Source organism: Planifilum fulgidum, from assembly GCF_900113175.1.
GTDB classification, from domain to species: Bacteria; Bacillota; Bacilli; order Thermoactinomycetales; family DSM-44946; genus Planifilum; species Planifilum fulgidum.
Window position 1 is genome coordinate 12370 of record NZ_FOOK01000017.1, and the last position, 22581, is coordinate 34950.

The following is a 22581-nucleotide window of genomic DNA, read 5'->3' on the forward strand; positions in this document are numbered from 1 at the left end:
AGATGCCCGCGTATTTCACTACTGTCCCGCGATCATTGCGGTCTGAAAGGAAATGACGCCGAGATTGTTTCGGATCATCAGGAAAAGGGAGGTGAGAGAGGCAACCGATTGACAAAAAAAGGCTGAGCGCCTTATGAACACCCAGCCTTTTTTCATGGGACTACAGTTTCAACGAGATCTTGTAGTCCCGCAACCACTGATTGACGTGAAGGACAAATTCCATCATTTTTCCGACTTCAAAGGGAGCTTTTTCGAAGAGATGTCCGGAAATGTAGTTGAGTTTTTGTTTGTCCAAAAAGGGAACCAGAGGCGCTTGCGGATCTTCGATCATTTCATTCAACATGCTGCGGATGTTTTGGTAGTACCCCGGATCCGTGTTCGAGGGATAAGCGCTTTTCTTGCGGGTGAGCACTTCTTCCGGCAAATAACCTTGAAAGGCGCGGCGCAGCAGGCTTTTTTCGACTTGATCGACGGTTTTCATCGAATAGGGAACGTTGAACAAATATTGGACCAACCGGTAATCGCTGAATGGAACACGCGCTTCCAGACCGTTGTCCATGCTCATGCGGTCTTTCCGCTCCAGCAAATAGGACAGGAAGCGGGTGATGAAAAGGTAGGACATTTCGCGCTGTTTTTCTTCGATTCCCGTTCTTGATATCTGCGTTCCCTGTGTTCTTCCGGCCGGAGCGTTTTCAGCGTCTCTTCATTCAATATGTCTCGGAAGTAGCGAATTTGCGCGCTCCATGGGAACGTTCCGGAGAACAAAAATTCATCCTGGTGAAACCAGGGATATCCGCTGAAAACTTCATCGGCGGATTCACCGGACAGGGTGACCGTCGCATCTTTTTTCATTTCACGGAACAACAGATGCAGCGAAGCTTCCATTTCGCCCAGTGCCGGCAAATCACGGGCTTTCAGGGGGCGGAACAGGTGTTCAGTCAGCTCGTCCCGGCTGATGACCACCGTGCGGTGATCGGTATGGGCGTATTCTGAAACGATTTTCACAAACGGCTCATCCCGGCTGGCGTGCAACAGGCTGGTTTTGAAGTGCTGCTCGCTTCCGGCAAAGTCAAGGGAGTAGGTGCGGAGTCTTTTGCCTTCTTCCGCCAGATACCGGGAAGCCATGGAAGCGAGCCCGCTGGAATCCAGTCCGCCGGACAACATGGACACGACGGGTTTATCGGCGATCAATTGGCGTTTGACGGTGTCTTTCAGGATTTCCCGGATTTTTTCAACCGTCGAATCCACATCGTCTTCATGCGGTTTGCTTTCCAGTTTCCAATATTGGCGATGATGCGCTTTTTCTTTTGTGAAAATGATGTAATGACCCGGCCGGACTTCCTGAATCCCGCGGAACACACCGAAACCGGGTGTGCGGATGGGACCCATCGCGAAGATTTCGCTGAATCCTTCGGCGTCCACTTCCGGTTGGACTTCCGGATGCGCCAGGAGGGCCTTCAATTCGGAAGCGAACAGCAGGCCGGTATGATGCACCTTATAAAAGAGGGGCTTGACGCCGAGGCGGTCGCGGGCCAGCATCAATGCGCTTTGCCGTTCATCCCAGATGGCAAAGGCAAACGCCCCGTTTATGCGCCGGATGAAATCTTCTCCCCATTCCAAATAACTGCGCAGCAACACTTCCGCATCCGATTTCGTCCCGAACCGGTGGCCGAGGTTTTCAAGTTCCGATTTCAGTTCCTGATAGTCATCAATAAACCCGTCGCAGGAAAGCACGATGGAGTGATCCCCCGAGCGCCAAACCATCGGTTGTTTTCCGTCGGCGGGATCGAGGACATGGAGACGGCGGTGACCCATCGCCGCGCGCTTGGATAACCAATGCCCTTCATCATCGGGGCCGCGATGCCGAATCGCATCGGTCATGGAGCGCAATACATCCCGCTTCCCGGACAGGTCCCTTTGCCAGTCGATCCAACCCGCAACGCCGCTCATGCCAAATCATCTCCTTTAATGAAGTGACGAAATTCCCAACATATTTTATTTTAAAACAACGAAGGAAAAAATGAAAATCTTTTTGTAGAGCGGGCACAAAAAATAGGATTTGAGGGAATCGGTTTGTGCAGAAAACCGGATGAAACGGGCAAAAACGGCCTTGCCGAAAAAAGGTTTCCCGCGACAAGGCGCTGCTGCGCGTAAGCAAAATCAAAAGAAAACGGAAACGTTTCAAAGATTGCTGTGAAAGGCGGGGGGAGAAGCGTTTTTTGCCGCTGTTTTCGGGCTAAAAAACGTTACAAAATGTTTCTTTTGTTACGTTGATGCCGAGCAAATCCTTTTTGGATGACAAAAAAGCCCCGAAACGGGGCTTTTTTCAATTCCACAGATACACATTGTCGACATAAACGGATGTCCGGCCCGACGAACCCTCGGTCCCGATGAATTGCACGCCGTATTCTCTGATGTCCGAAGTGTTTACGCCGGAAAGGTTCAGCGTCAGTTCCCTTACTTCTCCGGGGCGGATCGTCTGCCAGCCGCTGTCCTTCCAGGTGTAGTTGCTTCCGTATTTGACATACAACTTCACGCCCAAGCCGTTTCCGTAATTCCCCCAGGTCGCTCCTTTGACGGTGGCTCTCAGCAGCGAGTGTCCGGAGAAATTGAAATTGCCGCTCTTGTACAAATAGTGTTGGCTTCCGTTGGAAAGCTGGATATCCCCTTGAAGCGATCGGGAGCCCTTGGCGCTCCAGGCGTCGGTGGACCAGGGGCCTCCCACCAGGTTGCGGCCGCTCCATCCTTCGGTGCCGGTCTCGAAGTCGGCGTAGGCTCCATCGCCGCCTCCTCCGCCTCCGCCGCCGTCACCGTTGCCGAAGTACACTTCCCTGAGCCAGGTAAGGGCGGGGCGCTCCTGGCCCGAGCGGGTGATCAGATGGGTTCCATCCTGCCAGGTTTCACCTTCGATGTAACCCCAGATGGTGACTCCTTGCACTGCCGGGTGCTCCCAGAGAACCGGAAACTTTTCTTGGTACCGGGCCAATTGCGTCTGATCGTCTCCGGTCATGTCAAGTTCGGAGACATAAATGGGAAGCCCGGTTGAGGCCAGCATGTTCAGGACGTTTCTCATGGTGCTGACGCTTACGTTGTCCATGTTGAAATAATGGCATTGGATGCCGATTCCGTCGATCAAGCCCCGGCTTTTGAGCAGCTGGATGATTTCCAGGTACTGGGCGGCGGCGTTGGGATCGCTGATGATCCCGTACTCGTTGATGAGCAATTTGGAATTGGGAAAGGCCTGCCTCGCCTGCTCAAAGGACCATATCACCCAATCCCAGCCCGTCGCTCCGTCTCCCCCGATGGCATTCTTGTAGGAAGGCGGCGCATGCAGGGGCTCATTGACCACATCGACAAATTCGGCTCCCCGGTACCGCTGCCCGGCCGCCTGGATCCACTCGATCACCTCTGCCCGCTGTTCCGATGCGGAAAGCCCTCTCACCCAGCCGGGCTCCTGACTGCCCCATACCAGCGTGTGGAATTTGAAGGGAAATCCGTTGTTCTTGGCGTAATTGTAGGCCATATCCGCCTGGCTCCAATTCATGTTGTCCCTCGAAGACTCGACGGATTCCCATTTCGTCGAATTTTCCGGGGTGACCTGATCCCAGTATGTGGCGAAGTTGGAAGGGATGTAACCCGCGATGACATTCCCGAGAAATTTGCCCTTCGCAATCCCCGCGTGGGCGGGATTCGGGTTGGCTGCCAGCGCAGAAAGCGAGAGAACCAACACAAACGCGACCGAAACAATCAGCGGTTTCGACCTCAACATACGGAAACCTCCCGATAAACTTCAGGATATTCGATCGAAATCCAAACCCGCGCTGACGAACTCCTTCCCTGACCTCCCCATCAACTTTTGCAAGAAAGAAAACAAAGATTCCCCCTGATCCCCTCTCTCCCCTCCTTCCTGAAGCCTTTAGGCCGGTTTTTATGCGCAATCCTCCGGCGATTCATCCGCTTTTTCAGACGGGCATCATTGCTTTGTTAGTTAGTGCATTGTCTAAACTAATTATAACAATCCCCTTCGCCGAAATCAACATAAATATCGAATTTTTCATTTAATAAAAAATTATTAATACTGACGCTCGATCCCTGCCCCTCCTCCGCTTCCGGCCTGTCCCCGCCGGAAAAAATCCTTGACCTGTAATGCATTACACAACGTACCTTTATGCTGAAAAGGATCCTTACGGAGGGTTGCGTGTGGAAAAACTGATAATCCTCGTTCTATTTTTGTTTTCGGTGGGGGCCATGTGGAAGGCGGGTTCCGCGCTTTCGCGCCGTATGCTGGAGGATGCGGAGAAAAGGGATGATTTTAAATAAATGCATTATTTATAATTGAAAACAAATCCGATCGGGTGGTGACTGAAATGGCCAACATTAAGGATATCGCCAAAAAAGGCCGGTGTTTCGACGGCCACCGTCTCCCGGGTGTTGAACGGGCATCCGTACGTGTCCGAACGGAGCCGTCTGGCGGTTGAAGAAGCCATTCGCCAGCTGAATTACACCCCCAATTCCTCGGCGGTTCATCTGAAGCGGGGAAAAACCGGGGTCATCGCCGCCATTATCAAGCGCATCGATCACCCCTTCATGAGCGGCTTGATGCAGGGAATCGGCGAGGTCGCCCTGAGAAAGGGATACCAGATCATGGTGTGTCAAACCCGGCTTCAGGCGCGGGAAGAACTGAGATTTCTCCATCTGTTGCAGACCAAACAGGTGGACGGCATCCTTCTGGAAGACATGCAAAACGATTGGAAGGAGGTGGCGCCCTATGCCGCCTGCGGATCGCTCGTTCTGGTGAATTCCTATGAGGAAAAAGCCAACGTTCCCATGGTTTACGTCAACAACTACAACGGCGCCCGGCAGGCCCTCCTCCACCTGGTGGAAAAAGGGCACCGAGCGATCGCCGTCTGCCTGGCGAAACGGAACAACACCCTTTGCACGGTGCAGGGTCCCCGCTGGCGGGCCTATCAGGATGTCCTTGCCGAAGCGGGAATCGAAATAAACAGCCGCTATGTTTTTGAAAATGTAGGCACGAGCAATGTCCTCTCCGGAAAAGAACTCTTCCGGGCCATACGGGAGATGTCGAACAAACCCACCGCCCTGTTCACGGGCAGCGACCAAGTGGCCGCGGGCTTTATCCTCGAGGCGCAGAGGCACGGGGTCCGGATACCCGAAGACATCGCCGTCGTCGGCTTTGACAACCAACCGATCGCCGAACTGATGGATATCACAACCGTATATCAACCCACCCGGGAAATGGGAGAACACGCCTCGGAAATCCTGTTCCGCTTGATCGAGGGTTCGCCCGTCGACCCAAGCGTCGTCGAAATGCCTCACCAATTGGTGGTGCGGTCCACCACCTGACATTGGCGGCAAAGCCATCACCCGATTCGCTCCACATTCCGGGTGCGAGTCGGGTGATGATTCTCTTTGCGTGATGGTGATCGTCGTCTTGTTAGTCAACATATTCAGAATTTCAGCGACCAAGTGAAGCCGAATGAGCGGACCGTGTGCCCTCCTCAATAAAGGAATTGGTGTAGACGAGCCCCTCCGGTCTTGCTCCACAACATTTTCCGGGGAAACCTCTCATCTCCACCCGTTGCTTCAGATGCTCCGGATCCGTAAACGCCTTGTACACCTGCTCCTGCGGCGCATCGAAGGTGCGCGCGATATACAACTCGTTCGGATTGGACATTGGAGCGCGATGTTCCGCGGCGGGACTTTTTGAAGTGCCGGGCAGATAATCCTCCAACTGATCGGACCTCTCCTCCCCGACGGGGCGAAAGGTTTCCGGCCAATCGTTTGGCTCTTTGAGCCGCTCGCAGCTTGCGGATCCGCCGGTCGCCGATCGGATGCATCCCGACGAACCCGGCATCACTGAGTGTCATCCGGAGGTATAAAGGGTTTTCCGCAGCGGAAAATCCTCTCCCAAGAGACAAAAAGCTTAAGGGACCCTTGTCGTACAAATGCATTGGAATTACGGTCAGACCTTGCATGGATTCAGCCGGCCTTGGCCTCCTTCACCCTTGACCTTTATCTTGTCCTCCCCTTTGCGACCGACGCTTCCATGACGTCCCGGTCATCTGCATTCGATTGACAATATAATCGGACTGCTCTTTCCGCCCTTATTAGCACGTGCCCCGCAACAAATAAGTTTCGAGATTTTTGCCGCTTCAGCGGCCGCCTTCTGTTCGCGACTGCCCGCCCTGGACTTCATCAGAAGCGTGACAAACTCGTTTTCGACAAATGGGGTTTTCTTCTGACTGATTTTTTTGGGCGTTTTGTTTGAGAGGGGTGTTTTGATTGTTTGATTTTCAAACGAGTTTATAAACCAAACATAAACAACTAAAAAACAACCATTGCCGCAATCGGGATTCCCATTCCCGTTCCTTTCTTTCACTTAAATTCCGGCCGCCCGGGTGCAATCCACCGGAAAACCCCGTTCTTCCTTCTCCGCCCCTCGCACGGAAAGGGAAAATCGTTTCGTAGACTGATTGTCCGGCTCCAAACGGCCTATCGCACAATTTTCCCTTGCCTGCACATCAGCCCTTTCTCTCTACTCTATAAAAACATATTGATAAGTTGGGAGGTGAAATGGGTTGATCGTCAACATCCTCAATAGCGTGTTCAATTTCGTTCAAGGGGTTGTTTCCACGATCTTCGGCTCCGGCGTTCTTCCGCCGCAACCGCCGCTTCCTCCGCCGCCTCAGCTTCGACCCATCGCGCGGGACGATTTCTACACCACCGATGAAGGAACCCCTCTCTCTGTCCCTGCTCCCGGCGTGCTGGCCAACGATTTTGACTTCAGGGGACTTCCCCTCACGGCCATTTTGATCAGCAATCCGTCCAACGGCACGCTGACATTCAACTCGGACGGCTCCTTTGTCTACACGCCGAATGCCGGCTTCACAGGGACGGACACCTTCACGTATCAAGCCAGCAACGGGGTTTCCAGATCCCTGGTGGCCACGGTCACCATTACTGTAAACGCCACGAACCAGCCTCCCGTCGCCAACGACGATTCCTACACGACTGATGTGGATACACCCCTCACGGTTCCTGCTCCCGGAGTCTTGGCCAACGACACCGATCCGAACGGCGATCCGCTGACGGCCCAGTTGGTCGACGGTCCCGCCAACGGAACGCTCGTATTGAATCCCGACGGCTCCTTCACCTACACTCCGGACACCGGCTTTAGCGGCACGGACAGCTTCACCTACCAAGCCAGCGACGGAAGCGCCCTGTCCAATGTCGCCACTGTCACTATTGATGTTGGGTTGACTCCGTGACAAATAGATCCTCATAAACAATGACTCCCCCTATCTGTCGGTCATAGGGGGATTTTTGATGAAAACGGGCAAAAAACAAGCGTCTATTTTCTGAGAGGTTTGTAATATTTGCCCTTACTCTTTTATTCTCCGACAAATAATCTATGATCACGGAGGTGAAGAAGAGTGGTGTTAAATAACACGCTGAATGAAGTATTTGATTTTGTCGAAGAGGTCTTGGGTATCGTTCTCAACCGGGGCGTTCCGGACGACCAATCCATCAGACGTTTGTTCCAATCCTACATGGGAATGAACGTCACCGTTGAAACGACCGGAGGCGACGTAACCGGACAAGTAACCTTTGTCGGTGCCGATTTCCTCGAATTGCAGGCGGGCGGGGAGATCATTTTGATTCCGTTCAGCAGCATTATCTTTGTCTCTCCCCAAGGAGGTGTGATGTGAGATGGATCTGGAAAACCGGCTTCGCCAATTCATCGGCCGTACGGTCCAAGTGGTGGTTCCCCAGGGCAGCGGCCCGTTTGAGGGACAACTCGTCAGCGTGACCAACGGTGCCTTCACGATTCAGACGGCTCCTCCGCCGGGATACGGCTCTTCCAGCCTTCTGACCTTCCTCATCCGAAACATCAGCTATGTGAGGATCCTGGCATAAATGATTCTGATCACCGGCGCGGCGGGATATATCGGAACCAAGCTGGTGGATTTTCTCTCCAAAAGGGGCATGCCGATCCGGGCCATCGACAATTTCCGGGTGCAGACCGTGTCTGAAATCAACGGCGTGCCCATCGAAAAAATGGATCTGACGGTGGAAGAAGATGTGAAAAAGATGGTCCGGGATGTCCGCACCATCATCCATTTGGGAGCCATCAGCGACGTCGCCCAGTGCGAAACCCAGGCAAGGGACGCGGTCCTGATCAACCTGCTCTCCCTCAAATACTTGATCCGCGAAGCCGTCAACGCAGGAGTTGAAAAAATCATTTTCCCGTCTTCTTTTGCCGTCTACGATCCCCGTTCGACGACGATCACCGAGCAATCGCCGGCAAATCCCAGAAACTTCTACGGACAGCTCAAGAAGTGGGCGGAAGAGCTGCTTCTCGCCGAACAAGAAAGAGGCAATCTGGAAACCGTGATCTTCCGGCAGGCCAACGTTTACGGCAGGAGCCGGGTGCCGAAGCAAACCGTGGTGGAAAGCTTCTGCAAGGCGCTGCTTGCCAACCAAAAAATCCAGGTCCGCGGGACCGGACGACAGACGCGCAACTTCATCCACGTGGATGACGTGGTGTGGGCCTATCATCAGGCCCTTTCCCCTTCCGTCCGCGGCATCTACAATCTCGGCGGGGAAGAAACCTTGAGCATTTGGGACCTTGCCCAACTGGTCAACCAAGTAGGACGGGAATGCCTCGGACGGTCGGTTCCCGTCGTCCGCCGGCAAAAAGGCGCCTTTAAAGAAGAAAGAACGCATTTTGCCGCTGTGGATACCGGAAAAATAAAAACGCTCTTCAGGGGGAGAAAATTGAAAAGCCTCAAAGAGGGGATACGGGAATACTTCCTGGATCCCGCCTAGGGCGATCGAGGGGGAAGATTGGAAAGCCACTGGTCTTCGGGAACCGTCCGGTAGGGTTTGGCCGGCACCCCTTTGACAATGGTTTTGACGGGAACATCCCTTGTCACCACACTTCCCGCAGCGACAAATCCCTCTTCATGAACCGTCACTCCCGGAAGCAAGACCGCTCCGGCTCCAATTCTTCCTCCTCTTTTTACATGCACCCCCTTAAAGGCGATCGGACGCGGGGCGCGGGCCGCAAAGGGATCGTTCGATGTGACCACGCAGGGAGCCACAAACGCGTCGTCCTCCAAACGGGAATAGGCCGTGATATATGCATTGGTCTCCAGCTTGACCCGGTCTCCGATGTGGATGTGATTTTCCAGCGCCACCCCTCTGCCGACGACGCACTTCCTTCCGATCACCACATGTTCCCGCACGGTGGCGAGATCCGCAATGAAGCAATCTTCCCCGACGACGCATCCGCGGTACAAGATGCTGCCGCTCCCGATTTGCACATTGTTTCCGATCCTTGCGGGGGGAGTATTTTCCCCCTTTCCTCTCATCGGCGCCTTTCCCACAATCGTGTGGTCGCCGATTCGCACCCGGTCCCCGATCCACGTCCGGTCGTGGATGATCACGTGGGAACCGATCTCCACATCGTCCCCCACGATCACCCCTGAACCGATATAGGAAAACAACCCGATGCGGACATTTCTTCCAAGCCGGGCCTGCGGATGAACGAAGGGATTCAAAGGGCCTTCCCCTCCTTGAAAAAGCGGATCACTTTCTCGATGATGAGCTCCTGCTCCTCATCGGAAAGTTCCGGATAAACCGGCAATGCCAGCGTTGTCCCCGCGACCGCCTCCGCCCGGGGCAGCGAAGGGACGGGAAAGCGGTCTTTCCAGGCCTTCTGGCGGTGCAGCGGAAGGGGGTAGTAGATTTCGCATTCGATGCCATGGCGCGCAAGCCATTTTTTCAAAGAAGCGCTGCGGGGGGTGCGAACAACGAACAGGTGGTAGACCGGGGTGACTGGGGGCTCTTCCGAAGGAAGCTGAAGGGGCAGCCCTTGAAAAGCTTCCTGATAACGCCGGGCCAATGTTCGCCGTCGCTGAATCCACTTCGGCAGATGTTTCAGCTTGATGCGCAGAATCGCCGCCTGAATCTCATCCAGCCGGCTGTTGAACCCGAAGAGGGAGTGGTGATACTTCCGGTAAGCCCCGTGGGTGCGCAACAGGCGGATCCGCTCATCCAGCCGCGGGTCGGATGTCGTGATCATGCCGCCGTCCCCCATCCCGCCCAGGTTTTTGGTGGGATAAAAGGAAAAGCAACCGGCATCGCCCCAGGACCCCACGGGTTTGCCTCCGATGTCGGCGCCAATCGCTTGGCAGGCGTCCTCCACGAGGTGCAATCCATAACGCCGGGCGATGGAGGCCAGCGATCTCATATCCGCCGGATGGCCAAACAGGTGCACCGGAAGGATCGCTTTTGTGCGGGGCGTGATCGCCCGCTCCACCTGCTCGGGATCCAGGTTGAAGTGGCGGGTTTCAATATCCGCCAGGACCGGCCGGGCGCCTGTCTGGACGATCGCTTCGACGGTGGCGAAAAAGGTGTAAGGGCTGGTGATCACCTCGTCCCCTTCCCCCACCCCCAATGCCCGCAGGGTCAAAAAGAGGGCATCCGTTCCGCTGTTCACCCCGATTCCGTATCGGGTTCCGCAAAAGGCGGCCATCTCCTTTTCAAAGGCTTCACAGTTTTTTCCCAAAACGAATCGTCCCTGATCCATCACCTCTCCGATCGCTCTTTCCATCTCACCCTTCAGGGACTGATGCTGACGCCGGATATCGATTAACGGAATCATCCGCCCCCCTCCTCCATCTCTTTCATCCTATGACGAACGGTTGAGGATTATTTCCGAAGGGAGATGGAGCGCTTGGACGCAAAAAAAATTCCAATCGGGTTGGTGGGAGCGGGTTTTATGGGAGAAAATCACCTCCGAAATCTGATCACCTTATCCGGAGTGGAAATCGTCGGGATTTTTGATTCCGACGCTTCAAAGGCGGATGCCCTGGCGAAAAAATATCGGGTGCCGCGGGCGCAAAGCCTGCATGATTTGCTGAAGCAGGCCGAAGCCGTCGTCATCTGCGTGCCGACCACCGCCCATTATGACGTGGCGTCGGAAGCCGTCCGAAACGGATGCCATGTGTTTCTGGAAAAACCCTTCACCCATACCGTTGACGAGGCCCGATCCCTGTGCCGGCTCGCCGACAAGCACAAAGTTCGCATCCAAGTGGGGCATGTGGAGCGGTTCAATCCGGTGATCCAAACCCTTCTGAAATCGGTTCGATACGAAAACCTGCTCATGGGAGAATTTTACCGGTATGTTCCCTTGAGAAAACACATCGATGCAGACGTGTTGCTCACCCTGATGGTGCACGACCTGGATCTGATCCTCCGCTTGGCCGATCGGATGAAAACTTCTCCCGTCCGCTTCGCCGCATCCGGTCGGACCGTCCACCCCAAGGAGATGAACCGGGGTCTCATCGACAATGCGATGGTTCAAATCCTCTTCGACTCTTCCTTTCTCGTGAATGTCCATGCGGTCCGCACGGGGGCCTTGCACAGGCGGGAGATCATTCTGACGGAGACCGATCGGACTTGGGTTGCCGACCTGTTGAATCATCGGCTGCATCTTTTCACCCGACTCGGCCGGCACACCAAACAAGTCGATCACCGGACCGTGAAAATACCGGCAACGTCTCCCCTGCTGGAGGAGATCAAGCACTTTGTCTCCTCCGTGAAAACCGGCCGGCCGCCCCTTGTGACCCATCGTGACGGGCTGAACGTCATGGAGCTTGTCGAAAAGATCCGATCCAACATGAAAACGGGGAGTGATGCGATGTGATTTTGGTCACCGGAGCCGACGGCTATATCGGCTGGCCGCTGATGTTGAGGCTCAGCCGGGCCTTTCCCGAGGAGCGAATCATCGGAGTGGACCATTTCGGCCGGCGCCGCTGGGTTGAGGAAATCGGAAGCGTCAGCGCCATTCCGATCGCGCCGATGGAAAGGCGGATGAAGACGGCAAAAGAGTTCGGCATGTGCAACCTTTCCTTCATCGAAGCGGACCTGACAAACTATCAAAAGGTATGCCAGATATTGAAAACCTTCCGACCCCGCGTCATTCTGCACGTGGCCGCCCAACCGGCCGCCCCCTTCTCCCACCTTCACGCTCCCCTGGCCGATCTGACGCAGGAGAACAATAACCGGATGTGCCGAAACCTGCTCTGGGGGATCAAAGAATGCGGGTTGGAACATTCCACCCACCTGATTGAAACCACCACGACGGGAGTCTACGGATCGCCCAATTTCACCATTCCCGAAGGATTCATCCATGTGGAGACCGATTCCGGCTCCGATACGATTCCCTATCCCGGGATGGCCACATCGTGGTACCACATGAGCAAAGCCAATGACGTCAACAGCCTGTACCTCGCATCCAGACTGTGGGGGCTGACCATTACCGACTTGAGGACAGCCATCGTGTTCGGAACCGGAACCAGAGAAACGCGCCTGCACCCCGATCTGGCAACCCGGTTCGACTTCGATTTTTACTTCGGGGTGGTTCCCAACCGCTTCTGCGCGCAGATGCTGGCCGGCCACCCGATCACCATCTATGGAAAAGGGGAACAGAAAAAGCCGATGATCGCCCTGGAGGATGCCGTCCAATCCCTGGCGAAAGCGGCCGCCTATTCCCCTCCGAAGCAGAAATTTCAGGTGTTTAACCAGATGACCATCCTGGCCAGCCCCAAACAGCTGGCGGAACAGGTCCAACGCGCCGGACGGAAGCAGGGATTGCAGGCGGAGGTTGTCCATATTCCCAATCCCCGAAAAGAGAATGAGACCCATCAGATGAAAATGGAAAACGGGGGATTCCGCAAGCACTTTCTTCCGGAAGAACCCGTTTCGCTACAGGAAGGCATCGACCGGATGGTGAGGGACCTGCTTCCCTACCGCCCGGTGTTCAAACAATATGAGGACCGCTTCCTGTAAAGGTGGGTGGGCTTATGAAATGGTACTACCTTGAAAACTACGTCAACTATGTTGAAACCGTTCCTTCCGGATTCAAAGAGAACAACATCCCCCTCTTTGTGCCCAAACCGGACCTGACGCCCCAGGAGCTGGTCCATCAGCTGAACCAATACCGTCCGGATGTCATTCTGACCAACGGGTGGACCCCCTTTCATCGGGAACCCTACTTCCAGGTCGTCAGACGTTATTGCGAAGAAACCGACAGCCTTCACGTGTTTTGGTCCACGGAAGATCCTCTTCACACCGATTATTGGTCATTGTATGTATTGGAAACCGGGCGGCCCGATGTCGTTTTCACCCATTCCTACGACTGCACGAAAATATACCAGGAAAGGGGACTCCCTTCCTATTACCTCCCCTTTGCCTGCAATCCCCGGATTCACCGCACCCTGCCCCCGGTGCCGCAGTATCAGTCGGATGTGGCTCTGGTCGCCAATTTCTCCAACGCGACCATGGAAAGCTGGCGTCTGCAGAGCCTCCGCATTTTGCTGGAACCCTTGCTGCGGGAAAACATCTCGTTGAAGATCTGGGGGAAGGGTTGGGAGCAGGGGAAAAACCTTCTCCCGTTTTCGGTGCCGAATCATGTCATCGGCGGCCCCATTCCCTACAGGCGCGTTCCCTACGTGTACGCTTCCGCCAAGATTATTCTCGGGATTCAGAACCACCAGGAAGTTTTAACCCGCCGAACATGGGAGTGCATCGGGACGGGCGGTTTGTTGATCACCAACCACATCCCCGCCGTGCTTCGCCATTTCAAGCCCAATCATCACCTGCTGACCAGTCGCCATCCGGAAGAGACCCGCGCCCTGGTCCGCAACCTGCTGAAAAACCGGCCGCTGCGCGACCGCATTGCGGCCAACGGTCAAAAGCATGTTCATCAAAACCACCGCTACGGCCACCGCGTGCGGGAAATGGTGGAAAAGGTCTCCGAGTTGCTGCAATTCAAGCGGGAACAGCGGAGAAGCTACCGGTTTCCTTCCCCCTCTCCCGTTCAGGAGATTCGAAGCCGGCAGGCATTTACCTGCACCTCCCCCGGCGGGCAGCCGATGGATCGGCCGACATTGGTGATCAAAAGAAATAAAGGACTGCTGAGGGATTATCGAAGCTGTTTGCTGTTCCCCCTCGAATCCTGTCTGAACGAAGGATTCGATGTCCAACTGGCCCGGGTGAAATTGTTTCTCTCCGTCAATCCCGACCGGAACACCGCGATCAAATGCCAATATTTCAGTTCCAAGGAACAGCCCACCAGCCTCCCCCGCGATCTCGTCCTGGAAGGAGAAAGCAGCGCGATACCCGTCACCGCGATAAACAAGGAAAAACCTTATCAAGCGCCGGTGACGATCCCGGTCACTCCCCTGGTTAGGCGTTTGATCCGGGAAGGGAAAAAAACCTTGATGATTTACCTGTCCATCCCGCCTGAGAAGGAGGGAACCGTCCAATTTCTGGGACCGCAGATCCCGAGAACCCATCCTCTGGCCAAACTTGTATATTACGAACGCTTCACGCCCCGTTTGGAAATCAGGTATCGGAGGCGTCCCGGGACGGACCTAAATCCCCCCTGGGAGCCGTTTGCCCGTTAGCGCGTCATTGGATGGAGGAATACCGGGTCTGCTTCAGATAGGCATAGATCTTTTCGAGGAGGAGTTCGGCATCGTCAGGTTCTGTTTCCCCGTCCGCTTGGATCCGCCGCAAAAGATTTTGGGCCAGCGCTTTTCTTCGGTCGGGATCCATCTGGCTTCGCCGTTTCAAAAACTCCTCGATGAGCAAATACTGATCGTCTCCCAGCCGTCCAAACGGTCGCAGCCTGTTTTTTTCATCCTCCGACAGGGGAAGTTCCGCAAGGGAACTTTTCCCTTTTTTTCGCTTGCTTTTTCTCTCGCGGATCACCAGCGTCCCCGCCGCCAGATCGCCGATTCGCTTTTCCTTGCGGTGTAGCCACATGAAAATCAAACCGATCAGCAGAAAGAGATCCGCGAGAATCAGGACATTGCGCAAAAAAATCGCCCAAAAGCCGGGACTCTGGCCGGTATCCGTCACCAGGCGCAGTCCCATTATTCGCTTTCCGACCGTCTGGCCCGTGAAATATTCCGTGAGCACGAAGTAGGCCAGGGGAAGTGCGGCGGAGACCACCAAAAAGACGGCAAAGAAGACGGATGCGGGAAGATGCCCGGATATCACCAGCACAGTAAAGGGAAGGGAGAGGGTGAGCAGCAAAAAGTTCACCAGCGATATCAGGGCCAAATCGATCAATTTGGCGGCGGCCCGGCTTCCGAGGCCGGCCGTCTCAAACCGGATCTCCACGTATTCGGGAGTGATCACGGCGACGCGATTCTCCATCGTTTCCTCTCCCCTTTCGTACTTGGCACGGATTCGTGTTACAATCAGTCTGTGGAGGTGAAAGAAATGCCGCTCCCGCAATCCCGGCAAAGGCTCGGGGCGTTTGTCCAGAAAAACCAATCCCGGTGGGCGCGCCTGGAAGAACTCATCCGTCATTTTCACAGGAGATCTCTTTCCAAACGGGAACTGGACGAGCTCGGCTTTCTTTATCGCCAGGTGGCCGGCCATCTCGCGTATGCCCAAACCTACTTTCCCGGCCATGACATCACCCGCCGTTTGAACGAACTGACGCTGAAAGCCCACAATCTCATCTACGGCACCGTGAAGAAGCGGCGGTTTCCCAAACTGTTCGCTTTTTTCTTCCGCGACTTTCCCCTGCTGTTTTACGAGCGGATTCCGTTTTTTCTCGTCGCCCTGTCGCTGTTTTCGCTCGGGGCCCTTCTCGCCTTTTTTCTGACCCTGGGCGATCCCCGGCTCGCGTCCCTGTTTTTTCCCCCGGGGATGGCGGAAAGCATCGATCCCCAGGCGGGCCCGGCGGGGGAATGGAATCATTCCGTCGTTTCCGGTCAGATCATGGTGAACAACATTCAAGTGGCCTTTCTCTGTTTCGCCTTCGGCGCGCTGCTCGGCGTCGGAACCGTCTGGATCCTCCTGTATAACGGAGCGCTCATCGGCGCCCTCGCCGCCCTCTTCCACCGGGCCGGGGAATCCTACACCTTCTGGGCCTACATCTGGCCGCACGGGGTGACCGAATTGACGGCGGTATTCATCGCCGGGGGAGCAGGTCTTTCCCTCGCCTACTCCTTTTTCGTTCCCGGGGAGCTGACCCGGGGCGAATCCTTCAAGCGCGAGGGGAAAGTGACCATCCAGCTGATGATGGGCGTCATTCCCCTGTTTGTGTTTGCCGCCCTCATCGAGGGATTTTTGACGCCGGCGCCCTGGCCCCACTGGACCAAGTACCTGCTGGCGCTTTTCACCCTGATGCTTCTCTTTCTTTATTTCGGGAACGCGTGGCTCCGAAAGGGAAAAAGCCCCGGCCGCTCCTTCTGAGTCGATATCCCGCCCCGATCGGGGCGGGATATTTTTTCCCTTCACAGGGCGGACCGGTTTTTCACTTCCAGATAGGAATGGATCACCGCCGGCGCCAATCGGTCGGAGGGAGAATCCAACACCAAAATCCCCTGCCTGCGAAGCCGGCTGAGCCGCTCTTCCCTCTCCCGCTCCAGTTCCTTTGCCACCGCCTTTCGGAAAACCTCTTCCTCCCGGACGGGCCAGCTCTCCGCCTGCCCTTTCAGGAAAGGATCCTGGATGGTAACGGTGAGGATGAGATGCCTCCGCTTCAAAACGGCCAGATATTGCATCAATTCATCCGAAAAGATGAGGTTGTCCGCATCGGTGAACAAAACCACCAGAGACCGCCGTTTTTGGCGAAACGCAAGGGTTTCCAGGGCTGTTCGGTAATCGGATTCCGACAAGTCGGGTTCCAAGTCGAATGAAGCGCGGATCAGCCGCTCAAGATGATCCGCCCCCTTCCCCGGCGGAACCCACCGCTTGATGCGGTTGGAAAAAGCGAGAAGGCTGACTTGATCCCCCCGTTCCAGGGAAATCGCCGAAAGCGCCAAAGCCGCTTCCAGTGAACGGTCAAGGCGGGTTTGCCCCTTTTCGCGGATTCCCATCACGCGGCCTGAATCCAGCAGAATGGCGATCAGCTGCCCCTGTTCGGGCTGATACACATTGGTCACCAGACGTCCCCGGCGGGCCGAAGACGTCCAGTTGATCATCCTCGGTTCGTCGTCGGGTACATACTCCCGGGTGTGGGAGAAATCGGAGCCCCGCTCCCAGGAGCGGCGGGGATGGGAGCCGCTCAGCACAAGCGCCTTCCGGTACACTCCTCCGCGGATCCGCCGCACCTCGGTCAAGGGTGGATACACCACTGCCTCTTCTTGCGCATTGAAACCCCTTTGCCGGATGACCAGCCGGAGCGGACCCATGGCCCGAAGGTGAATGCGGTCAAACCGATGCCTTCCCCGCCGGTGAGGGCGGGCGGAATAGACCGCCTCCGCGGTTTCCCCCGGCGGGACGGAAACCTTCATCGTCCGCCGGTCGATCCGGAATCCCTCCGGGTAATCGTCCCGGATCTCCAGCTGAAGCGCAAAGGGAAGCGGGTTGAACACCTCCACCCGGACGGGATGATCCATCCCCAGTTCCCAGACGGAACCGCTCTTTCTTCTGACCGTCAGACGGGACACGCCCCGGAGAAAGGCCGCGTCGATCAGCGCGAGCAACAGAATGCATCCGTTATAAAGGCTGAAAAACAGCATCCCGCGATTCATCCAGGCTCCCAGCAGAATGATGCCGATCCCCGCGGTCAAAAGGGCGATCATCAGCGGCCCCGGCAACCAGGCGTTATCGCGGAACCTGGATCGAACGGACGATTTCCTCGATGACGTCATCGGTTTTCATCCCTTCCAATTCCGCCTCCGGCGTGAGAAGAATCCGGTGGCGGAGCACCGGTTTTACCACCGTTTTCACATCGTCGGGCGTCACAAAATGGCGTCCGTCCATGGCGGCCAGGGCCCGGCTCAAGGTGAGCAGGCTCAGGCCGGCCCGGGGACTGCCTCCCAGGGCGATGCGGGGGTCTTGGCGGGTGTTGCGGATGATGGAGGCGATGTATCGGAGCACCGATTCCTCCACGATGATCCGATCCACTTCCTCCCGCAGCGCCAACAGTTCCTCGGCTCCCACCACTTTCTCCAGCCTGGCTTCCCGGCCGGCCGAAAGCCGGTGCTCGCGCAAAAGCGCCACTTCCTCCTCTTCTCCGGGATAGTCGACGATCAATTTGACGGAGAAGCGGTCCAGCTGCGCCTCCGGCAGGGGATAAGTCCCTTCATATTCGAGGGGGTTTTGGGTGGCGACGACGAAAAAGGGAGACGGCAGCGGTATCGATTCTCCGTCGATGGATACCTGCCCTTCCTCCATGGCCTCGAGAAGGGCCGCCTGCGTCTTGGGCGGGGTCCGGTTGATCTCGTCCGCCAAAAGCAAATGGGTGAACACCGGTCCCCTTTTGAAGGAAAAACGTCCCGACTGCGGGTCGTACACCTTGGTGCCGGTGACATCCGCCGGCATCAGATCCGGTGTGAATTGAATGCGGGCAAAGGCCGCATCCACCGTTTTGGCCAGCGAGCGAACCATGAGCGTTTTCCCCAGGCCGGGCACCCCTTCCAGAAGGACGTGCCCTCCGGTCAACAGATTGGCCCACAACAGCCGCAGATTGAGGCTGGAACCGAGCACCGCGAATTTGAGTTGCCCCAATACCCTTTCAGTGGTCTCGGCAATCCGGTTTACCCCTGTTGTCTGAATTTCCATTTCCCAATCTCCCTTCTGCATCCTTCCATTTCCTGAGCGAGACGGATCAGTTCTTTTTCCGTGATCTTTGTCTTTTTTCGCTCCATTTCCTCCGTCAGAAGCCGGAATCTTCGCCCGGTTTCCCTGCCCGCAAGCGATGAGATGCGCTCTTCCAGCCGGTCCCGGGATGCCCCGGAGGGAAAACCGACCATCCTGGAAACCTCCCGAAGGAAGGAACGCTCCAATATCTCAAGGGACTCCCGGCGCAGGCGGGAAGCTTGGTACAGGGAAGCCAGGGCCTGCACGAACTCATCCTGACTCCTTTGCCGCTCCACCGTTTCCCAGCGGGGAGCGGCAAAACGTTTCCCCCGCACATACAGCCACAGGAGGAGAGCGGCACCCGCCTCCGCCGCCGCAAAAATTCCCTGATCCGCAAACCAGTCCTTCAGTTTTTGGGCGGGGCCCTCCCCGAAGGCTTCTTCTCCGGCGAGGCGGAGACCGCTTTCGTCAAACCAGAGGGTCTTTTCCGCAAAGGAAGCGAAATACAGAGGAAGGGCCAGGTTGTCCTCCCGGTTGATGAATCGATTGGTGATCATTTCCGGATCGGGGATGTAAAAAATCTGACCCTGTCCCAACTCCCTCCGGGCCACCAGCATTTCCCCCCGCTGGTCCGTCAACACGGCTTCGATCCCTTCACCGGGGCGGACCCGGCTGTTTTGAGGCAGCACCAGCCTGTTGATGTTTCGCAGCCACACTTCGGTGCTGCCGGCCACGGGAACGATTTGGGGACCGTCGCCTTCCACGGGGATCGATGAAAAACCCAGCTCTTCGAAGAGGAGAAATCCGGAACTAGACCATATCACCGCGGTGTTTCCCCTCTCCGCCCATTTCCGGAGGCTGGACATCTCTTTTTTGCCGACACCCCGCAGTTCGGGCTCGATGATGAAAAGCACGTGCCCCTGCGCGGGCGGGAGGTGATTCCATTCCTTTTCCCATTTTTGGACGCGCATTCCCCGCTCCGCAAGCAAATCGCGGATCGCCTTTACGCCGGATTTGCCCGGGTTGTCGGAGGAGAAGGGGCGCGTCCCCTCCTCCGGGATCAGGACAGGGAGAAGCACCGCCAAAACCCCCAACAGGAGAACCAGGAGGAACACGCCGACCCCTTTTTTATCCCGTCGTCGCATGGGTTGGGTCTCCTTTCAAGAGCTTGTCCGCTTCTTCGCGAAACCGACGATATTCCCCGTGCCCGACCGGAACCTGACCGTACCACGCCTCTTCAAAGCGGAAAACCAGCGATTCGAAAAGGGGGCTCCGCCCGGGCATCCGCAAGCGGAATTCGGCGATTTGCTCCCTGTGGGTCCGGTGGGATACTTCGCTGAGAACTCCCTGCTCCCTGAGCGACGCCAAGACCGCTTGAAACAGAAAGCGGATGGCGAGACGGAAATCTCCGCGGCGAGCGGCCTCTTCGCCGAGCGCCTCCAATTCCCATTTTCCTTTGAGGGATTTTTCCTCGATGTTTCCGATCTTCCTGTTTTCCAATCGCCTGTCCGGGCTGAGGCGCCGCCTTATCCACAAAAGGCAGAGGGCAAAGAAGAGGAAGAGGATGACGGGCAAAAGCCACAAAGGGACTTCCCAACCGGACAACCGCCAAGGGATCTCCCATTCGGGCAAGGCCGGGGAGAAAATCTCGCCCAACCCTTCCAGAGATTCGTCGATGAACCGGATTCCTCGTTCCAACCAATTGGAACCGGTATATTCCCGCCGGCTGAGTATTTCCGCCAACTGCTCGCGTGCCTGCTGATATTCCGCGTCCATGCCTTCCCCTCCATTCCTCAGGCCGGGCTCTCCATTTGGGCCATCTGCATTTCGAGGTCGAGTCCTTCCCTTCTCGCCCGGCGGTCAGCATAAATGAGGACCAGCGCAATCATCTTCAAAGGGGCGGTCAGGCATAAAAAGAACGTGATCGTCAGGGAGATGGCCATGGCGATTCCCATCGAATAGAAAGAGGGATCCGACAAAAGCGCCTGATTGATGGTAGACGGAATGCCCGTGATGAAACTGTCCAGAAGAATCAAAATGAACAGCAGGCCGAAGATCCTCCAGAAGGAGGATTTCGTCAGCGTCCAGCTCCGTTTCAGACATGAAAAATAAGCGAGGCCCTCCTCCGTCATCACCGGGAAAATCAGGCTGAAACGGATAAAGAGATAGAGCGTGAAGAAAATAAAAAACAGGAACGAGAAAACTATCAGTATTAGCGACACCCAATCGGCCGCCCCAGTCTTGTCTATCAAAAGAAGAAAGATAAAGAGAGAACCGAAATAGATCAGCGGATACGCCGTCCCCAAAGCGAACAACAAAAGGCAGGTCAGAATGCTCTTTTTTCCGTATTTTCCGGCCAGTTTCAGACCTTCGATCCAAGTGAAGGACTCATCCCTGAAAAACGCGCCCGCGGAAATCCCCGTGACTGCTGCAAACCAGAGGGGCATTAAAATTATCCCGAACAACATGATTACGATCAAAAGGAGTATCAGCAGGGCGATAATTGCGATGGCGTCCCATTCGGTAACTACCTCCATGCTTCGGATCAGGATCACCCAAGTCGAAACTTCGTTCAGAAAATAGAAAGGACCGCATAACAGGAGAGTGATCGCAAAAATCGAAACGAATCGATTTTTGTAGAGGCGAAACGTCATGTCCAGGATCTCGCCAAATTCCAACGGCCTGACATGTTGGGACCGATTTTCCGCAAACGTTTCTTCCATCAGATTTTTCCTCCAATCACAAACTGTCAACGTTCGCGAATCCGTTCGGCAGCGGCATCGTCCAGCCCCTTCACCAGCGCGATCAGAAAAGCCTTGGCCGCTTCGATATCATCCTTGTCCACAATGGCCGCGTGGGAGTGAATGTATCGGGCGCACACACCGATGGCCGCGGAGGGAACTCCTGTTCCCGATCGGTGGACCGCTCCCGCGTCGGTTCCGCCTTGGCTGACGAAAAACTGATAGGGAATGTTCTCCTTTTCGGCGGTGTCCAGCAGATAATCCCTCATGCCGGGAAGCGTGACCATGGTCCGGTCGTAAATGCGGATCAACACTCCGCCGCCCAAACGCCCAAACCCTTCCTTGACCCCGGGGATGTCTCCGGCGGGACTGGCATCCACTGCGAAGAAAATATCGGGTTGTATGAGATTGGCCGCCGCTTCCGCTCCCCTCAGCCCCAATTCCTCCTGAACCGTGGCGCCGGCGATCAGCGTGTTGGGGGGCCTGTCCTTCTTCATCTCCTTGAGCAGCTCGACAGCCATGCCGCAACCGAACCGGTTGTCCCAAGCCTTGGCCATCAGCCGCCGTCCCCCTTCCATCTCGACAAAGGGGCAAACCGGCACGGCCGGGTCACCGGGGCGTATGCCCATCCGGTCGACTTCCTCCCGGTTTCGCGCACCGACATCGATAAACATCTCCTCGATCTCCAGCGGCTTGTTGCGCGCCTCCGGCTTGAGCAAGTGCGGCGGCACTGAACCGATGACGCCGGGAATGCGCTTTCCCGCCCGGGTGACCACTTCGACCCGCTGGGCGGGCATCACCTGATTCCACCAGCCGCCCAAGGGCTGAAAACGCAGAAAGCCTTCTTCGGTAATCCTCGTCACCATGAAAGAAACCTCATCCATATGGCCGGCAACCATCACCCGCGGGCCGGATTTTCCGCGGAGGATTCCGAATACTCCACCCAAACGGTCCTGAACCAACTCATCCGAATGCTTCTCAAGATGAGTCCGCAGAATCCGGCGCACTTCACCCTCAAAGCCGGGAGCGCCCGGCGCCTGTGTCAACTGTTGAAACAGGGACCAATCGACCATCAATTTCACCTCAACTCCTATTGATTCCTTCATGTTCTGCCGCATCACGAGCTTGTCCAAGCCGCACAGGGGAATGGGAGGACATTCCATGCGTCGTTCACTCAAAGTATAGCGAAACAGACAAAAGT

The 22581-nt window shown here is 56.0% G+C and carries 20 protein-coding genes and 2 pseudogenes; 9 read left to right on the top strand and 13 right to left on the bottom strand.

Going from position 1 to position 22581, the window contains the following annotated elements; all coding sequences use genetic code 11:
* Positions 1-160: 160 nt before the first annotated feature.
* The 3 genes and pseudogenes from asnB to BM063_RS10365 all read right to left on the bottom strand — a co-directional run.
* Positions 161-1950: pseudogene (asnB, locus tag BM063_RS10360) on the bottom strand (asparagine synthase (glutamine-hydrolyzing)).
* 376 nt (positions 1951-2326) lie between these two features.
* On the bottom strand, positions 2327-2827 hold the full coding sequence (locus BM063_RS18210) for a hypothetical protein (RefSeq protein ID WP_342713748.1): 501 nt from the start codon (positions 2825-2827) through the stop codon (positions 2327-2329).
* Positions 2828-3769 (bottom strand): annotated as a pseudogene (locus BM063_RS10365) (endo-1,4-beta-xylanase); the annotation flags it as partial. It lies immediately after the preceding gene.
* 614 nt (positions 3770-4383) lie between these two features.
* Between BM063_RS10365 and BM063_RS10370 the strand changes: the two are divergent.
* On the top strand, positions 4384-5364 hold the full coding sequence (locus BM063_RS10370; protein ID WP_281246698.1) for a LacI family DNA-binding transcriptional regulator: 981 nt from the start codon (positions 4384-4386) through the stop codon (positions 5362-5364).
* Positions 5365-5476: 112 nt separating this feature from the next.
* On the opposite strand, the gene BM063_RS10375 is transcribed toward BM063_RS10370, so the two are convergent.
* The gene (locus BM063_RS10375; protein ID WP_143085316.1) at positions 5477-5752 is read right to left on the bottom strand and encodes an SRPBCC family protein; all 276 of its coding nucleotides are present in this window, start codon (positions 5750-5752) and stop codon (positions 5477-5479) included.
* A gap of 847 nt (positions 5753-6599) precedes the next feature.
* Between BM063_RS10375 and BM063_RS10380 the strand changes: the two genes are divergently transcribed.
* From BM063_RS10380 to BM063_RS10395, 4 genes are all read left to right on the top strand, one after another.
* Positions 6600-7289: a cadherin-like domain-containing protein gene (locus BM063_RS10380; RefSeq protein WP_092038674.1), complete on the top strand. Its 690-nt coding sequence runs from the start codon at positions 6600-6602 to the stop codon at positions 7287-7289.
* A 165-nt stretch (positions 7290-7454) separates the two neighbouring features.
* A complete protein-coding gene (locus BM063_RS10385; protein WP_092038676.1) occupies positions 7455-7730 on the top strand; it encodes a DUF2642 domain-containing protein in 276 nt (91 codons plus the stop codon).
* A gap of 1 nt (position 7731) precedes the next feature.
* A complete protein-coding gene (locus BM063_RS10390) occupies positions 7732-7938 on the top strand; it encodes a hypothetical protein (protein WP_092038679.1) in 207 nt (68 codons plus the stop codon).
* Complete coding sequence (locus BM063_RS10395) at positions 7939-8850, top strand: NAD-dependent epimerase/dehydratase family protein (RefSeq protein ID WP_092038681.1); 912 nt, start codon at positions 7939-7941, stop codon at positions 8848-8850.
* On the opposite strand, the gene BM063_RS10400 is transcribed toward BM063_RS10395, so the two are convergent.
* Positions 8847-9584 (bottom strand): N-acetyltransferase, encoded by a 738-nt coding sequence (locus tag BM063_RS10400; RefSeq protein WP_092038683.1) that lies wholly within the window; start codon positions 9582-9584, stop codon positions 8847-8849. The two genes, BM063_RS10395 and BM063_RS10400, sit on opposite strands and share 4 nt — an antisense overlap.
* Positions 9581-10690 carry a DegT/DnrJ/EryC1/StrS family aminotransferase gene (locus tag BM063_RS10405; RefSeq protein WP_092038685.1) on the bottom strand — a complete coding sequence of 370 codons (1110 nt, stop codon included), beginning with the start codon at positions 10688-10690 and terminating at the stop codon, positions 9581-9583. The genes BM063_RS10400 and BM063_RS10405 overlap by 4 nt, the downstream gene beginning before the upstream one ends.
* A gap of 63 nt (positions 10691-10753) precedes the next feature.
* Between BM063_RS10405 and BM063_RS10410 the strand changes: the two genes are divergently transcribed.
* The 3 genes from BM063_RS10410 to BM063_RS10420 are packed head-to-tail and all read left to right on the top strand — an operon-like array spanning position 10754 to position 14498.
* Entirely contained in the window at positions 10754-11734 is a 981-nt protein-coding gene (locus tag BM063_RS10410; protein ID WP_092038687.1) for a Gfo/Idh/MocA family protein, read from the top strand.
* Entirely contained in the window at positions 11731-12879 is a 1149-nt protein-coding gene (locus BM063_RS10415) for an NAD-dependent epimerase/dehydratase family protein (protein WP_218154434.1), read from the top strand. The genes BM063_RS10410 and BM063_RS10415 overlap by 4 nt, the downstream gene beginning before the upstream one ends.
* Positions 12880-12893: 14 nt before the next feature.
* A complete protein-coding gene (locus BM063_RS10420) occupies positions 12894-14498 on the top strand; it encodes a CgeB family protein (protein ID WP_092038689.1) in 1605 nt (534 codons plus the stop codon).
* 4 nt (positions 14499-14502) lie between these two features.
* On the opposite strand, the gene BM063_RS10425 is transcribed toward BM063_RS10420, so the two are convergent.
* The gene (locus BM063_RS10425) at positions 14503-15255 is read right to left on the bottom strand and encodes an RDD family protein (RefSeq protein WP_177199095.1); all 753 of its coding nucleotides are present in this window, start codon (positions 15253-15255) and stop codon (positions 14503-14505) included.
* 66 nt (positions 15256-15321) lie between these two features.
* On the opposite strand from BM063_RS10425, the gene BM063_RS10430 reads away from it, so the two are divergent.
* Positions 15322-16305 carry a stage II sporulation protein M gene (locus BM063_RS10430; protein WP_177199096.1) on the top strand — a complete coding sequence of 328 codons (984 nt, stop codon included), beginning with the start codon at positions 15322-15324 and terminating at the stop codon, positions 16303-16305.
* Between the two features lie 41 nt (positions 16306-16346).
* Here BM063_RS10430 and BM063_RS10435 read toward each other — a convergent pair whose 3' ends face one another.
* From BM063_RS10435 to BM063_RS10460, 6 genes are read right to left on the bottom strand one after another with little or no spacing between them, the layout of a single operon-like run.
* The gene (locus BM063_RS10435) at positions 16347-17708 is read right to left on the bottom strand and encodes a DUF58 domain-containing protein (protein ID WP_092038695.1); all 1362 of its coding nucleotides are present in this window, start codon (positions 17706-17708) and stop codon (positions 16347-16349) included.
* Complete coding sequence (locus BM063_RS10440; RefSeq protein WP_092038697.1) at positions 17662-18621, bottom strand: AAA family ATPase; 960 nt, start codon at positions 18619-18621, stop codon at positions 17662-17664. The genes BM063_RS10435 and BM063_RS10440 overlap by 47 nt, the downstream gene beginning before the upstream one ends.
* Complete coding sequence (locus tag BM063_RS10445) at positions 18597-19784, bottom strand: DUF4350 domain-containing protein (protein WP_092038699.1); 1188 nt, start codon at positions 19782-19784, stop codon at positions 18597-18599. The genes BM063_RS10440 and BM063_RS10445 overlap by 25 nt, the downstream gene beginning before the upstream one ends.
* Positions 19768-20415: a DUF4129 domain-containing protein gene (locus BM063_RS10450; protein WP_092038701.1), complete on the bottom strand. Its 648-nt coding sequence runs from the start codon at positions 20413-20415 to the stop codon at positions 19768-19770. The genes BM063_RS10445 and BM063_RS10450 overlap by 17 nt, the downstream gene beginning before the upstream one ends.
* Before the next feature lie 17 nt (positions 20416-20432).
* Entirely contained in the window at positions 20433-21362 is a 930-nt protein-coding gene (locus tag BM063_RS10455; RefSeq protein WP_092038703.1) for a glycerophosphoryl diester phosphodiesterase membrane domain-containing protein, read from the bottom strand.
* A gap of 26 nt (positions 21363-21388) precedes the next feature.
* Positions 21389-22453, bottom strand: a complete 1065-nt coding sequence (locus BM063_RS10460; protein WP_092038767.1) for a M42 family metallopeptidase — start codon at positions 22451-22453, stop codon at positions 21389-21391.
* Positions 22454-22581: the final 128 nt, after the last annotated feature.